A 15,960-nucleotide genomic window follows, 5' to 3' on the forward strand; every position below is an offset into this window, starting at 1 on the left:
TAAATTACTTGTATAAACTATCGGCATAAAAAAACAGACATTAGCAAATAAAAACAACGAAAGTCACTTTTACAGTGATTTTGATAGGCAACTTTTACGCTCCAACAAACAACGATGATTTCATCATATTTAGGATAATGACTATGACCACCACATCAACTATCAATACCGTCGCTCCTAACCGTGTGCCTAACTTTTCAGCGGGGCCTGCTACGATACCAACTGCTGTATTATCACGCGCTCAAGACGAGTTGCTTGATTGGCAGGGAAGCGGTATGTCGGTCATGGAAGTAAGTCACCGTAGTAAAGAGTACATTGCTATTACGGAAAAAGCTGAAGCGAAATTGCGTTCGTTGATGGACATTCCAGATAATTATAAAGTGCTATTTTTACAAGGTGGTGCCAGCTTACAGTTTTCAGCGATTCCATTAAACCTATTAAATAGTGGGCGCGCAGATTATCTAACGACAGGTGCTTGGTCAGGTAAGGCAATCAAAGAAGCTGATCGCTATGCCAAACTTGGTCTGGGCGAGACTAATGTGGTCGCAACAGGTAAAGAAAGTAACTTTACCGATGTGCCTGATCAAAGTGAGTGGCAATTGAGTGAAAACGCAGCATATTTCCATTATTGTGCTAATGAAACCATTCATGGCTTGCAAATATTTGAGCCGCCAGCCGTTGATGCGCCGATTATCGTTGATATGTCTTCTTGCATTTTGTCACAGCCAATTGACGTCTCTAAGTTTGGGATGATTTATGCGGGTGCACAAAAGAACATTGGTCCGGCAGGACTGATTATTGTGATTATTCGTGAGGATCTATTAGGGCAGGTGAGTGAGTGGTGTCCGCTGCTAATGAACTACGAGCATCAGGCTGAAAAAGAGTCTATGTCAAACACGCCAGCGACGTATTCTTGGTACTTGGCAGGACTGGTCTTTGATTGGTTAGAAGAGCAAGGCGGCGTGGCTGCTATCGGCAAGATTAATCAGCAAAAAGCAGACTTACTCTATAAAACGATTGATGACAGCGATTTTTATAACAATCCAGTAGCTATTAAACATCGTTCTATTATGAATGTGCCATTTACCTTGGCAGACAGCAGTCTTGATAAAGTGTTTTTAGAAGAGTCAGCCGCGGCAGGCTTGATGAACTTAAAAGGTCACCGTGATGTGGGCGGTATGCGTGCCAGCATCTACAATGCCGTATCACTAGACTGGGTACAGCAACTGGTTGATTTTATGATTGCCTTTGAAAAAAAGCACGCTTAAATCAGCACCAGTTTTAGAAAAAAAGACGCAACTTTATGAGCTGCGTCTTTTTTTTTCTAAAATCAGCATGTTTGCTTGGTGGATAGACGAATGGTTTGTAATACCACACATTTTGCATGGCAAACCATTAGGATGAACTACCCACTACCTTAGAGGTAGGGATTTCTTAGGTAATGCCCATACTTGATACAATGTATTGTATCAGCGGTTAGGCAAATTTACTAAGCTAACCCTGTCGCACCGACAGTTTTTGATTGTTTAGCCAGTAGCAATCCTTGATTTAAGATATTGATACTGGCGTTAAGGTCGCGGTCATTTTCTTGCAAACAACTTGGACAATTCCAAGATCGCACCGACAGCGGTAATTCAGCTTTCGTTAGCAAGTGACCACAGTTTGAGCAGGTCTTAGAGGATGGATACCAGCGGTCTATTTTGACAAGCGTTTTACCGTACCACTCTGCTTTATAGGCCAGCATGGTGGTGAATGACGACCATGAGCTGTCCGATATGGCTTTGGCAAGCTTCCTGTTCTTAACCATACCCTTTACATTCAAGTCCTCTATGGCAATCACATCGTGGTTTTTGATGATGTTGAATGAGAGCTTATGTAGAAAGTCTTTGCGGGTATTGGTTATTTTCTCATAAACTTTAGCGACTTTAAGTTTTTGCTTTTGATAATTACGGCTCTCTGACAGTTTGCGCTGATCCGCTTTAGCAATCGCTCTGCGTTTGGCTAAAATCTTTTGTGCGCGAGCCAGTTTGTCTTGCAGTTTCGATAGAAACTTAGGATTGGCAACTTTTGTACCGTCTGATAAGACGATAAAGTCTGTCAATCCTAAATCAATGCCGATGTTTGATTGGGTTTTTGGTAATGCGTTAACGATGGTTTCAACCAATAGGCTGACGTAGTATCTACCTGATGGGGTGCGGTTAATGGTGGCGCTCTTAATCAGACCATTTATTTTGTCGGGGAACTTGGCGTTGATATGGCCTATTTTGGGTAGTTTAACGGTGCTGTCTGTGATCGCTACCGTTCCTTTTTGATTGTTGGTGGTATAGCTGTCCCTAATACCCTTTTTCTTGAAATTAGGGAAACCTGAGCTTTGCTTGAAAAACTTGTTGTAAGCACCTCTTAGCTGCTGCTGCACATTAGCCAATGCTAAGCTATCCACTTCCTTTAGCCACTCAAACTCTTTTTTATACTGAGCAGGTGTGTTGTTTAAGGTGGTTTTTGTGGCCTTGTAGTGGTCTATTTTATCGCCAAGCATCTTGTTCCAAATAAAACGACTACAGCCAAACGACTTGGCAAAAAATATCTGCTGATCCTCGTTTGGGTATAGTCTAACTTTATGGGCTTTTAGAATTTGCGTGGGCATAGAGGCTTATTATGAATAAGTGGTATAATTATTAATTATAATACCACAAGCACTAAGGGTAGTGATTAATAACGCATTCATCCCACTACTTTAGAAGTAGGGGAATTCTGCGCTAAGATGTTAAAAAACTGAAGTTTGTTATGATAAATTTTGTGCAACTTATCATGCTTAGTGAGTTTTCAATTAGCATGCAGTCACTAGATACATTCTAAATATATTCATCGGTTTGGCAAAAGGGCTTGTTATAACTTTATTATGATAAAAAACACCATGCTAAAAGCCATAATGCTAATTGCCGCAGTGAGCTGTATACCTGTCAGTATCGCAGCGCCAATCACCACGACTGCGCTTGGTCATAATAGTCCTACTCACTATATTGACGCACCATTCATGCCTTATGCCAATCCAAATGCACCGATAGGCGGCACGCTCTCGCTCGATGCGCGTGGCACTTTTAATGCTGCCAATAAATGGATGACTACTGGTGTGGCAATGGCTGGTACCGACTATCTGTATGATACTCTGATGACTGGCTCATTAAATGAAGCATTTACGATGTATCCGCAGCTGGCAAGCAAGGTGACGTATGACCCTGATGATACCAGTTGGATTGTTTATCATATCAATCCTGCTGCACGTTTTTGGGATGGGTCGCCAGTCACTAGCGATGATGTCAAAGCCACTTATGATGCGATATTGAACAAAGGGCCGATGTATATTCGCAGCTATTTGGGTGATATTAAAGACGTTCAAGTTCTGGATAAACAACGAGTGAAGTTTGTCTTTGCGTCTGATGAGAATAAAGAAATCTTATTAACGGTTGGGCAGTTTCCTATCTTTGCCAAATCCTCTATCGATGCTGATTTTGAGAAGATTAGTCTAACGCCATTGATGGGCAGTGGTCCTTATAAGCTCGGACGTGTAGATGCAGGGCGAGCGGTCAGCTATATACGCGATGCCAACTATTGGGGACGTGATTTAATGGTCAATCGTGGTCGCTACAACTTTGATATGATTAAGTTTGTGTATTATCAAAGTGATGAGATTGCGTTTGAAGGGTTTAAATCTGGTCAATATCGCTTCCGCCCTGAGAACAAAGCGTCCAATTGGGCAACTGGTTATAATTTCCCTGCAGTAAAAGCGAAGTTAATTAACAAAGAGACGATAAGCAGTCAAAATCCAGTACCAATGCAAGGTCTGGTGATGAATATGCGTCGGCCAATTTTTCAAGATATTCGTGTTCGTCAGGCATTGACGGCAGCTTATGACTTTGAATGGATGAATAAAACCTTATTTCATGGGCAGTATGAGCGCTTACAGAGCTTCTTTCATGGCTCGGAGCTTGCTGCCACGGATACGCCTTCGGCTGCTGAGATGCAAGTGCTTACCCCTTTGTTATCCAAGATTGAACCAATACAACGTCAGGCTGTATTGGCAGAGTGGCAGCTGCCTACTACTGATGGTAGCGGTTTTAATCGTCAAGGGCTATTAAAAGCGCGGCAGCTATTGCTAGATGCGGGTTTCTACTATGAGGATATGAAGCTGTATCAACCTGATGGACAGCTTGCTCAAATTGAGATTTTGATGACAGGCGAAACCATGGGACGAGTGCTGTTGCCATACATTCGCAACTTGAAGCGTTTAGGGTTTGATACGACCTTGCGTCAAGTGGATGGTCCACAATATTATGAGCGTATGCGCAATTTTGATTATGATATGGTGGTGGATGTATTTGCGCAGAGTTTATCACCTGGCGCTGAACAGGCGAGCTTTTGGGGTAGTGCGGCAGCTGACCAAGCGGGTAATAGAAATACAGCGGGTATTAAAAACGTGGCAATCGACGATGTCATAGACAAGTTGGGTCGTGCTAAGAACCGTGAAGAGATTGTGCTATATACCCAAGTGCTAGACCGCTTATTACGTGCTGGTCATTATTTAGTGCCACTATATGGAAAGTCGGGCACCAACGTCGCCTACTGGAATCAATACCGCCATACAGAAAAACTGCCTACCAATGCTGTCGGCATCGACTACTGGTGGACGGACAAAGCAGCAGAAGCTCGTATTAATACCTATTTAAAAAAGTAAAAATCAACAATTTTGAATGTTAAAGCGTTTCACAAAAACGTTTGATAAAAATTAAGCAACAGAGATAACTATTCGTAAGGATTTACCATGAGTATTCGTATTCACCCGATTAAAGCGTTCAATGACAATTATATCTGGACATTGATTAATGAAAACAATAAGCAAGCGATTGTCATTGATCCAGGTCAGGCTGAACCTGTCATTGCTTACTTAGAAGAAAACAATCTAGAGCTAACGTCTATTTGGACCACGCATCATCATCATGATCACATCGGCGGCGTCGCAGCGCTACAAGAGTCTTATCCGATGACGCACCTAGTGGCGCATACTGAGCATAATGTCGATGAAGATCAAACCATCAAAGATGGCAGTACAGTAAGTGCATGGGGCTGCTCCGCACAAGTTTGGGATGTGTCTGGTCATACCGCCAGTCATGTGGCTTATATCTTGGATATCGATGGGCGCAAGCATTGCTTCTGTGGTGACACGCTATTTAGTGCAGGGTGCGGACGTGTATTTACGGGTACGATTGAGCAATTGCATGACAGCTTTAAGCGTTTGAATGGTCTACCTGCTGAGACGCTACTATATCCTGCGCATGAATATACGGCCAGTAACTTACGTTTTGGATTGTCGATTGAGCCTGCTAATGAGGCAATGCAGCAAGCATTGGCACAAGCAGAAGCGCAAACCGCACAGGGTATGCCGACATTACCTGTGACCCTAGAGCATGAGCGTATGGTCAATGTATTCTTACGTACACAAGAGCCAAGTGTGATAGCAGGCGTGAAGGCTAAAATGAGCATTAACGATGATAAGTCTTTGACCGTATTTGCTGCTCTACGTGAACTAAAAAATAACTTCTAACTGTGTTCACCGCTCGTTTTCTCTATCGTCATGTTTGTTATGCTAGGAAGCTGCTGTTATGGGTCGTTATATCTTAAAAAGATTATTGTTGATATTACCGACACTATTTTTAATATTGCTCGCAAACTTTGTCATTGTACAAGCAGCCCCCGGCGGTCCTGTTGAGCAGCAGCTGGCGCTTATTGAACAAGGCGCAAAAGACAATGCGCTGGCTGGTAACATTGGCGCGGGCAGTGCAGGCAGCAATAACAGCACGTATCAGGGTACGCGTGGTCTATCTGAAGAGATGGTGGCAGCGATTAATGCGCAATACGGTTTTGATAAATCGGCCCCCGAGCGCTTTTGGCTGATGCTAAAAAATTATGCCCAGCTAGATTTCGGTGAGTCATTTTTTAAAGGTCAGACAGTGACCGATCTCATTGTAGAAAAGCTACCAGTATCAATCTCGCTTGGGCTATGGAGTACCCTGCTAATTTATATGATAGCGATTCCACTCGGGGTCTATAAAGCCATGCATCATGGCTCTGGGATTGATAAAGCAACGGCTATGCTGCTTGCTATCGGTCATGCGATACCTGTCTTTGTATTCGCCGTCATACTACTGGTGTTCTTTGCGGGTGGCAGTTATTGGAATATCTTTCCACTACAAGGGCTAACCTCTGAGAACTTTGACCAACTAAGCGCCCTTGGCAAAGTGAAAGACTATTTTTGGCATTTGGCGTTGCCACTCTTAGCAAGTACGGTCGGTGGGTTTGCTGGCTTGACCTATTTGACCAAATTTAGCTTTTTAGAAGAATTAGGTAAGCAGTATGTACTTACTGCTCGTGCCAAAGGTTTAGGAGAGCGGCAAGTGTTATACGGGCATGTTTTCCGTAATGCTATGTTAATCATTATCGCTGGTATTCCAGCCGCTATCGTTGGTATTTTCTTTGCTGGTAATTTTCTGATTGAGATTATCTTTAAATTAGATGGTTTAGGCTTGCTCGGATTTGAAGCCATTCAACAGCGCGATTATCCAGTAATCTTTGGTACGTTATTTATCTTTACCTTGGTGGGATTGTTATTACAATTAATCAGCGATTTAAGTTATCACCTGATTGATCCCCGTATTGATTTTGAGGGGCGCTAATGTCAAGTCATCCATCACCTTCAATGCCCTCATCTGACTCTACTGTTTCTATGCCAAAAAAACGTCGGCTAAATACTATCTGGCAGGCACGCCTAAACCGTTTTCGCCAAAATCGCCTTGGTGTTATCTCGCTATTTGTTTTTGCGCTGATATTTACCATTTGTATGGCAGCCAATGTGATTGCCAATGACAAACCGCTACTGGTGCAGTATCAAGGTGACTATTACTTTCCTGTTATAAAGGCTTATCCTGAAACGACTTTTGGTGGTGTGTTTGAAACCGAAACAAATTACAAAGATCCTGCGGTGCAAGCATTGATTGATGAGCAGGGCTTTTATATTATGCCGCCGATTCCATTTGCTGATCAGACACCCAACGTAGAGCTAGGCATTTCTTATCCAGCGGCACCTAACGCCCAAAACTGGCTTGGTACGGATGACTTAGGCCGTGACGTACTGGCACGCATACTTTATGGGTTGCGAGTGTCTTTACTATTTGGCTTGGCATTGACACTTGCAGGCGCATTGATAGGTATCATTGTCGGTGCTATCCAAGGCTATTACGGTGGCTGGGTTGATTTAATCGGGCAGCGTTTTATGGAAGTGTGGGGCGGGATGCCTCAGCTGTTTATGATTATTATTCTGGTCAGTTTATTCAGTCCGAGTATCACCATGCTGTTTGCCTTGATGTTATTGTTTGGCTGGATGGGTCTGGTGGGTTTGGTACGGGCAGAGTTTTTGCGCGTGCGTAACTTTGATTATGTCCGAGCTGCTCGCAATCTTGGTGTGTCGGACAGTCAGATTATGCTGAGACATATTTTGCCGAATGCTTTGGCCTCAAGTTTATCTCAATTGCCCTTTATTTTAACGGCGAATATTATTGCCTTAACGGCACTAGACTTCTTAGGGTACGGTTTACCGCCGGGTTCACCATCACTTGGTGAGCTGATGGTACAAGGCAAAAATAACCTGGATGCACCGTGGCTGGCCTTATCTGGGTTCTTCAGTTTGACCTTTATTTTATCGCTACTCATCTTCGTTGGCGAAGCGCTGCGTGATGCATTTGATCCGAGGCGATCTTAATATGACAATGACGACTGCTAAAAACAACCGATTAAATGAAAATGATGGTCAGGAAACAAACACAGTCATACTGTCGGTAGATAAGCTCAGTATTCATACCGATGTGGGCGTGGCTTTGGTTGATGCACTGTCTTATGAGCTCACACAAGGGCAAACCTTAGCTATTGTTGGTGAGTCAGGTTCTGGCAAATCAATAGCCAGTCTCGCGCTGCTGGGATTATTACCAAATAGCTTAACCATTACGGGCAAGGTGCAGCTGGCAGATTCAGCAGGTATGACAATCTTACCGATAGCTAATGAAAAAGGGCGGAACACGGCATTACGTGCTGTGCGTGGGCAGCGTATTGGTATGGTATTTCAAGAGCCAATGACTGCGCTTAACCCTCTACATACGGTTGCTAAACAAATTGCTGAGTCACTGCGTTTAAGTGGCATTCCTAAAAAGCAATGGCGCGTACAAAGTATCGCCTTGCTAGACGATGTCAATATTACCGATCCTGCTGATAAATTGAATCGCTATCCGCATGAGCTATCAGGTGGTCAGCGTCAGCGTGTCATGATTGCGATGGCATTGGCACAGCAGCCTGATATTTTAATCGCTGATGAGCCGACGACGGCACTCGATGTAACGTTGCAACATGAGATTCTTGAGCTGTTAGATGATCTAAAGCGTCAGCATAATATGGCGATGGTGCTTATCAGTCATGATCTCAATTTGGTCAGGCGTTACAGTGATGATGTCATCGTTATGCGCCAAGGAAAAACGATTGAGCAAGGACAAACGGCCGCTGTATTTAATCAGCCTAAAGCGGAATACACCCGCACGCTTATCCAGCAGGATTTTGGTCAAGCATTGACTATATTGGATGATAATAAAAGTGAGCAGTCAACGGTACTGCAAGTAAACGCGCTACAAGTACAGTTTCCAATGGAAAAAAGTCTATTTGGTGGTACCAAGCGTTGGTTTGAAGCGGTTAAAGGTTTAGATATAACGCTGCATAAAGGACAGGCATTGGGTATCGTGGGTGAGTCCGGCTCTGGCAAAACGACGACGGCGCTTGCTTTAAGCCAGTTACTTGGTAACACGGCGCGTGTTGACGGACAGATAGTTGTCAATGGGCAAGATATTGCGGCATTATCGAAACGTGAACTGCGCACTTTCCGTTCGCAGATTCAGATGGTATTTCAAGACCCATTTGCCAGTATCAATCCTCGTATGACAGTGATGCAAATCGTTGAGGAAGGGTTGCTCGTCCAAGGTGTCGATAAGGCCACTCGTCAGCAGGCGGTCATTGATAGTCTGGCTACCGTACATCTACCAGCTGAGTTTTCACAGCGTTATCCGCATGAGTTGTCTGGTGGTCAGCGACAACGTGTGGCACTCGCACGCGCGCTTATCATGCAACCAAGTCTATTAATATTGGATGAACCGACTTCCGCGCTCGACAGTACCACGCAGGTGACAGTGGTTAACTTGCTACGTGAGATTCAACAAAAACTGCAAATCAGCTATGTGTTTATCAGCCATGACCTAAAAGTCGTGCGGGCGCTATGTCAAAAAATCATGGTGTTAAAAGACGGTACATGTGTGGAGTCAGGGAGTACTGAAGATGTTTTTTATAACCCACAACATCCTTATGTTAGGCGTTTGCTACAGGCGAGTAGCACTTAGTCGTGACATCAGACCTTACATAAATGGAATTGACTGTAGCAGTTCATATTAATAGCGATATCATATAGATGGCAGTGATAAACTACGGTTAGAAAGTGATTTTTTAGCGTAAATATTAAGGCTCACTTTGACACTATAGTTAGTTCAATATAATTTGGATACAAGGAAGCCGAGTGAAAGTACTACAAGTCGTAGACTAAGCGAGACTGACACCGTATCCAATCCTCTATAAAAGAGTGACAGCGTTAACCTCGCTTGAAGTATTACATATACATCTGCATTCGGTTGCCTTGTATCTCTTTTAAACTGAATCAACTATAGATGTGCTGCTATTTTACTAATGGCTTTTAGTCGCTGATTAAAATGGTTGTTATTACTATTTTGGTATTATTAAAAGGACTGTTTACCCATGAAGAAGCAAAATAGTATTTCTAGATTAGTAGGTAACGCTGGATTGCAACATGCAGGGTATGTCGCCGTTGCTAAGACTCGCGCCAAAGTGCTGAAGGCATTTTCTTACGTCATTCCTATCAGAAGACCAATGCTGTTCGTCGGTGAGTCTGCTTGTCATGAGCTGTGCGATATGCTCATCAACGAAGGCAGCACCAATGTCTTTATTGTCACTGATGCGGTATTAAATAAGCTTGGTATACCTGCGAAAGTCACTGAATATTTAGAGGCAAAGAATATCAGCTATCATGTCTACGATGGTGTTACACCAGATCCTACTTTTACGGTAATCGAAGAAGGTCTAAGCCAGTCTATCGCAGCAAAGTGTGATGCAATCATCGCCATCGGTGGTGGTTCGGTCATTGATGCTGCCAAAATGATGGCGATGTCGCAGGGTAATCGCTGCGAACCTAAGCAGCTCATTGGTATCCTCAAAGCAAGAAAACCCGCCATTCCATTGTACTGTGTGCCGACGACGGCGGGCACTGGCTCAGAAGCCACGCTTGGTGCGGTAGTGTCTGATGACAAGACGCATCAAAAAGCACTTTCTATTGATCCTAGAATGGTGCCATTAGCAGCCGCGATTGATCCGGTTATTATGAAAGGCATGCCAGCCCATATTACCGCTGATACGGGTATCGATGTACTGACACATGCGTTAGAGGCATGGATGAGTGTGAACGCTAGTGTAGAGACCGACTATTATGCGGCCTCTGCGGTCAAGTCTGTTATGCATTACTTACCGATAGTCTATAAAGATGGTGGCGACCTGAAAGCAAGAGAAGCGATGGGTGTAGCGGCTCACTATGGTGGTATCGCCTTTAATAAAGCGGGCCTCGGCTATGTGCATGCGATTGCTCATCAATTAGGGGCGTATTATCGTATTCCTCATGGTCGTGCAAATGCTATTGTATTGCCTTACGTTTTGGACGTGAACCGTCAAGCAAGCCAAAAAAGACTGGCGGCATTGGCTAGAAAAACAGGCATGGTGAAAACGGAGCAAGCAGCTGAAAGTGACAGTATTGATAGTGCGATAACCGATCATCTAATCGCTCAAGTACGTGAGCTAATTACAGACTTAAATATCGATCCCACTATTGATGGCTTACAAACCAGTGATTTTGATAATATTGCTAAAGCTGCTGCAAAAGAGGTCAGTGATACCTATGCAGTACCACTTTATCTCACAGCATCTGAAATAAAAGATATCTTGATAAAGATCAAGCAGGCAAGTGATCACTGTATGAATGACAAAACGGAAAGTACTAAAGTAGCCTAAGATATATAAATGCGGTATAAAAAGAGCATGCTACCACCAGTGTAGCGTGCTCTTTTTTTATTATTACGCTGTATGGGTTTAGCTTATAAATATTCAAAAAACTGCTATTCGGAAAGTAAAAACCTAAAAAATAGCTTAAACCAAAAATATTAGACGATGATTGTTCAGTTTAAGTACAGAGTTTTTAATCTACGTTAAATTTTTATAACAAACTAGGTGTATTCCAGTGATACACAGGGGTTATGATAACTGTGTAGCCTCACTCCATAACATTATTTTTAGGATATTCTAATGAACCTCAAACTAAACACCAAGGTCGCTGCTATGGTTGTTGCGGCGAGCAGTACCTTCTTTGTCGGCTGTGCTGCCACTGAAAATACTGCGAAGACCACGCCACCAACCACTGGTAATAACCCTTATGCGCCTACAGATCCTAATTTGGCTGTGGCGACAGTCGCTGGCGGCTGTTTTTGGTGTGTAGAAGCGGGTTATGAGAAAATACCTGGTGTTGTGGAAGTGGTATCAGGTTATACAGGTGGTGAGACTCAGAATCCAACTTATAAACAGGTATCGGCAGGTGGTACCGGTCATACGGAAGCGGCACAAGTATATTATGATCCGACGAAAATAACGTATAATGGCATAGTACAAGCATTATGGCGTATCGCTGATCCAACCGATGCTGACGGCCAGTATGTAGATCGTGGAACCCAGTATCGACCTGCTATTTTCTATAATAATCAACAAGAAAAGCAAACAGCAGAAGCGGCGAAAAAAGCGCTGCAAGACTCTGGCGTCTATGACAAGCCAGTGGTGATAGAAGTCGTTCCTGCCAGCACCTTCTACCCGGCAGAGGATTATCATCAGGATTACTATAAAAAGAACCCACTTCGTTATAAAGCGTATACCTTCAACTCTGGTCGCTACCAGTTTATCGAGAGCGTATATGGTAAAAACTATGAGTTGGACTTTAGTCAGTTCAAACCAGCTGCTGGTAGTGTGACAGCAAATACATCAACCACACCTTCAAATACCGCAGTGGCTACTACTGGTTTTAATTCAAAGACCTTTGTAAAACCTGCGAAGAGTGAATTAAAGAAATCACTCAGTGATATTCAGTATAAGGTGACTCAGGAAGAGGGCACTGAGCGCGCTTTTGATAATGAATACTGGGATAATAAAGCGCCTGGTTTATATGTCGATGTCATATCAGGTGAGCCGCTGTATTCTTCTCGTGATAAATACAAGTCTGGAACAGGCTGGCCAAGCTTTACTCGTCCATTAAGTACAGATATGGTCGTTGAAAAAGAAGATCGCGGTATATTCTCCGTTCGTACTGAAATTCGTAGTCGCTATGCTGACTCGCATGTCGGTCACGTGTTTGATGATGGCCCTGCACCAACAGGCAAGCGCTACTGTATGAACTCAGCAGCACTGCGTTTTGTACCATTAGCAGATATGGAAAAAGAAGGTTACGGTGATTGGATTGATGACGTACAACCAATTGCTTCTTAACTTTTGACAGAACTGAAATAAGAAAAGGACGCTAATGCGTCCTTTTCTTGTTTTTGAATATTTAATGATTATATATTTAATGATTATATATTTTAATAATCAAAAAGCAGGTTGACGTTTAGGTATCGCGCTCAAGAATTCCGTACGTGCTTGGTTGTCATGGACAAACTCGCCTAGCATTGACATCGTACGTGTGGTGGAATGCTGCTTGTTGACACCGCGCATCATCATGCACATGTGTGCTGCATCCATCACGACAGCGACGCCGCGGCAACCAGTGACTTCCATAATAGTTTGTGCTATTTGTTCGCTTAGGTTCTCTTGAACTTGCAAACGACGGGAAAACATATCAACGATACGGGCAAATTTTGATAAGCCCAAGACTTGTCCGTTAGGTAAATAGCCGACATGTGCGATACCATGAAACGGCAACATATGATGCTCGCATAATGAGTAAAACTCAATATTTTGTACCAGTACTAGCTCACGATTGCTTGATGGGAACAGCGCATCATTGACGACTTCATCTAAGTTCTGATGATAGCCTTGGGTTAAATGGGCAAAAGCTTTTGCGGCACGCATGGGTGTATCTTCAAGACCAGGGCGGTGTAAGTCTTCACCAGTTGAGCTGATCAATTGGCGATAAGACTCAGCGCTCTCTTGGTAATTTGATGTTATTGTTAGGGTGTTACTCATAAGTTTGGCAGCCATCCAAAATGTGGGTGTAGCTTAACGCTAAATCCTTGTTTACAAACAATGGTTGTAAAGGATTATTATAAAAATTGTGCAAGCTGGGAAGGGCTGTGATTATACTTGAAATCTGCTTAACTTCATACTGCTGTGGTTCGTAGTTCAATGTTTAATCAATATTAGAGGCCATTGTAGGCAAATCTAGTTTACGACTGTTTACTTAAATTAATTCGTGTATAATAGTTCACCTATCATTTGTGTTTAATTATCACTGGCTATCTGTCATATATAACAACTCTAAATAATTTTTTAATATCAATAAATTTGATCGATTCAAAAGGAAACACTATGCTACTTCAAGGACAAAGATTTGTCGTAACGGGCATTGCAAGCAAACTCTCTATCGCTTGGGCAATCGCAGAAGCGCTACACCGTGAAGGTGCTTCACTGATTTTGACGTATCCAAACGATAAGATCAAAAAACGTGTGGATATGGCTGCAGAAAAGTTCGAAGCAGATTTGGTACTAGAGTGTGACGTAGCATCTGACGAGTCTATTGCTGCTTGCTTTGAGCAAGTGACTGCTCATTGGGGTGATGGTATTGACGGTGTGGTACATGCAATTGGCTTTGCACCAATGGATCAGCTAGATGGTGACTTTGTCAACGCGACCACTCGTGAAGGCAGTCACATTGCGCACGATATCTCAAGCTATAGCTTTGTTGCATTGGCTAAAGAAGCTCGTGCATTATTAGCCATGCGTCACGGCTCTATGCTGACACTAACTTATGAAGGTAGTATCTCAGTATTGCCGAACTACAATGTCATGGGCATGGCAAAAGCTAGTCTTGAAGCCAGTGTTCGCTATCTTGCGACCTCTATGGGCGGTGAAGGTATCCGTGTTAATGCTATTTCAGCAGGTCCTATCCGTACGCTTGCCGCTAGTGGTATCAAATCATTCCGTAAAATGCTCGATGTCAGCGAAAAGATCGCGCCACTACAACGTAACATTACCCAGACAGAAGTAGGCAATGCTGCATTGTTCTTATTATCTCCGTGGGCATCCGGTATTACTGGAGAGATTATGTTTGTTGATGCGGGTTTTAATACCGTTGCCATCAGCGAGCAGTTAATGATGCTGGACGAACCAAAGTAACTGTCTTAGATAATGAAGAGCATTCTTAGGTAATTAATAGTATTGTTTAAAAAATAGAGTTTAAGAAATAAGGAAGGCAGCCAATTGGCTGCCTTTTTTGGTTATACTAGAGGCCATTTTTAAGTTAGCCTTCAGGCAGTAAATATGATAACTAAACTACCAAAGTGGATATTGTGGGGTGGTGCAGTGCTTGCGTTTAGTGCGGGCTGCGTCAATACTGCTGCATTAATGGGCTTTGCTAATTTATCAGTCTCTCATGTTACTGGTAATGTGAGCTTATTTGCATCAGCGATTGCTTATTTAGATGTGCACAGTATTTTGTATATTGGTGCGCTGCTGCTGTCTTTTTTAGCGGGTGCGGTCTTGAGTGGTTTCGTGATTGGACAAGCGCCTTTAAAGCTGGGTAAACGTTATGGCCGTGCGTTATATCTCGAAGCATTTCTGCTAGTAGTCAGCTATTGGTTATACCAGCAGCATGATTATTTAGGGCAGTTAGCCGCTGCGATGGCGTGTGGATTACAGAATGCCATGGTGGCAACTTATAGTGGTGCCGTCATTCGAACAACTCATTTAACGGGCTTAACGTCAGACATGGGGGCGGCGATTGGTAATTGGTTAGCAGGTCGTTCAATCAGCAAGCCGACACTAGGTTTTCAGGCTATTATCTGGTACTGCTTTTGTGGTGGTAGCGTAGTAGGGGCATTTTTGTATGCCAAAGTAGGCTATGGCGCGTTACTGGTGCCTATCACTATCGTACTGACGGCAGCATTTATATATAACTATGCGTCAGACCACCTGCCAGAAAAAAGATTGCCAAGACATAAAAAGCGCTCATCATCATAATAAGCGCCTATTCTCTATTGCCTTAAACATGAAGCGGTAATTTATTTATCACCTTCTTCGCTGTGGTTTTCATGTTCATGCATACCTTGCATCATATCTAATGCAGAGTCATCAGTACGTTGCTGATCTTCTTTGGCTAGACCGTCTTGATTGATGTCTGTTGGTGCCATTTTTGTGGTTGAGTCAGTTTTATTTGCGTCTGTCATAAAGTGCTCCTGTTTATTTTTATGTATTTCCAGTATAAATTTCTAATAGAAATAGGCTTTGAGATGCCTACTATTATTTGGCTCAACTGTCAGTATGAGAGACGGCTATACTCTTGTATACATACGGTGTACACTTGTTTAGTGAATATATGTAACCAGAGATTATATAGGTTTTCAATGGTGTGCTTCTATTTCTAGTGCATAGATAAAATGCATAATTACGCCACAGTTAACATAGAACTTATTGCGAATAAATATGTCAGCATTAAGAATGGTGAAAAGAATGTTCTGGTATAAACTTATTAAGTAATTTGTCAATTAATTTTTTTGTCATATATCT

The 15,960-nt window shown here is 42.9% G+C and carries 13 protein-coding genes; 10 read left to right on the forward strand and 3 right to left on the reverse strand.

The features are described from left to right. Window positions 1-143: 143 nt before the first annotated feature. Complete coding sequence (gene serC / locus DFP82_RS11310) at window positions 144-1,268, forward strand: 3-phosphoserine/phosphohydroxythreonine transaminase (RefSeq protein WP_110923832.1); 1,125 nt, start codon at window positions 144-146, stop codon at window positions 1,266-1,268. A 221-nt stretch (window positions 1,269-1,489) separates the two neighbouring features. Here the strand turns inward: serC and tnpB are convergent, their stop codons facing one another. Beyond that, window positions 1,490-2,644 carry an IS200/IS605 family element RNA-guided endonuclease TnpB gene (gene tnpB, locus DFP82_RS11315; RefSeq protein WP_110923833.1) on the reverse strand — a complete coding sequence of 385 codons (1,155 nt, stop codon included), beginning with the start codon at window positions 2,642-2,644 and terminating at the stop codon, window positions 1,490-1,492. 255 nt (window positions 2,645-2,899) lie between these two features. Between tnpB and DFP82_RS11320 the strand changes: the two genes are divergently transcribed. From DFP82_RS11320 to msrB, 7 genes are all read left to right on the forward strand, one after another. Continuing rightward, window positions 2,900-4,732: an extracellular solute-binding protein gene (locus tag DFP82_RS11320; protein ID WP_110923834.1), complete on the forward strand. Its 1,833-nt coding sequence runs from the start codon at window positions 2,900-2,902 to the stop codon at window positions 4,730-4,732. Window positions 4,733-4,819: 87 nt separating this feature from the next. Then, window positions 4,820-5,599 (forward strand): hydroxyacylglutathione hydrolase, encoded by a 780-nt coding sequence (gene gloB, locus DFP82_RS11325; RefSeq protein ID WP_110923835.1) that lies wholly within the window; start codon window positions 4,820-4,822, stop codon window positions 5,597-5,599. A 58-nt stretch (window positions 5,600-5,657) separates the two neighbouring features. Then, window positions 5,658-6,728, forward strand: coding sequence for a microcin C ABC transporter permease YejB (yejB, locus tag DFP82_RS11330; RefSeq protein WP_110923836.1), 1,071 nt, complete (start codon window positions 5,658-5,660; stop codon window positions 6,726-6,728). A gap of 50 nt (window positions 6,729-6,778) precedes the next feature. Beyond that, on the forward strand, window positions 6,779-7,810 hold the full coding sequence (locus tag DFP82_RS11335) for an ABC transporter permease (protein WP_220034745.1): 1,032 nt from the start codon (window positions 6,779-6,781) through the stop codon (window positions 7,808-7,810). Between the two features lies 1 nt (window position 7,811). Then, the gene (locus DFP82_RS11340) at window positions 7,812-9,482 is read left to right on the forward strand and encodes an ABC transporter ATP-binding protein (RefSeq protein ID WP_110923838.1); all 1,671 of its coding nucleotides are present in this window, start codon (window positions 7,812-7,814) and stop codon (window positions 9,480-9,482) included. Window positions 9,483-9,891: 409 nt separating this feature from the next. Further along, entirely contained in the window at window positions 9,892-11,211 is a 1,320-nt protein-coding gene (locus DFP82_RS11345; RefSeq protein WP_110923839.1) for an iron-containing alcohol dehydrogenase, read from the forward strand. Window positions 11,212-11,502: 291 nt separating this feature from the next. Beyond that, window positions 11,503-12,726, forward strand: coding sequence for a peptide-methionine (R)-S-oxide reductase MsrB (msrB, locus tag DFP82_RS11350; RefSeq protein WP_110923840.1), 1,224 nt, complete (start codon window positions 11,503-11,505; stop codon window positions 12,724-12,726). A 99-nt stretch (window positions 12,727-12,825) separates the two neighbouring features. Here the strand turns inward: msrB and folE are convergent, their stop codons facing one another. Then, window positions 12,826-13,422, reverse strand: coding sequence for a GTP cyclohydrolase I FolE (gene folE / locus DFP82_RS11355; RefSeq protein ID WP_245905713.1), 597 nt, complete (start codon window positions 13,420-13,422; stop codon window positions 12,826-12,828). Between the two features lie 342 nt (window positions 13,423-13,764). Here folE and DFP82_RS11360 point away from each other — a divergent pair, with 342 nt between their 5' ends. Beyond that, on the forward strand, window positions 13,765-14,571 hold the full coding sequence (locus DFP82_RS11360) for an enoyl-ACP reductase FabI (RefSeq protein WP_110923842.1): 807 nt from the start codon (window positions 13,765-13,767) through the stop codon (window positions 14,569-14,571). Between the two features lie 144 nt (window positions 14,572-14,715). Beyond that, window positions 14,716-15,414, forward strand: a complete 699-nt coding sequence (locus DFP82_RS11365; protein WP_110923843.1) for a YoaK family protein — start codon at window positions 14,716-14,718, stop codon at window positions 15,412-15,414. Between the two features lie 41 nt (window positions 15,415-15,455). Here DFP82_RS11365 and DFP82_RS14730 read toward each other — a convergent pair whose 3' ends face one another. Continuing rightward, a complete protein-coding gene (locus tag DFP82_RS14730; RefSeq protein ID WP_181416305.1) occupies window positions 15,456-15,620 on the reverse strand; it encodes a hypothetical protein in 165 nt (54 codons plus the stop codon). Window positions 15,621-15,960: the final 340 nt, after the last annotated feature.

It is taken from the genome of Psychrobacter fozii, assembly GCF_003217155.1.
Lineage (GTDB): Bacteria > Pseudomonadota > Gammaproteobacteria > Pseudomonadales > Moraxellaceae > Psychrobacter > Psychrobacter fozii.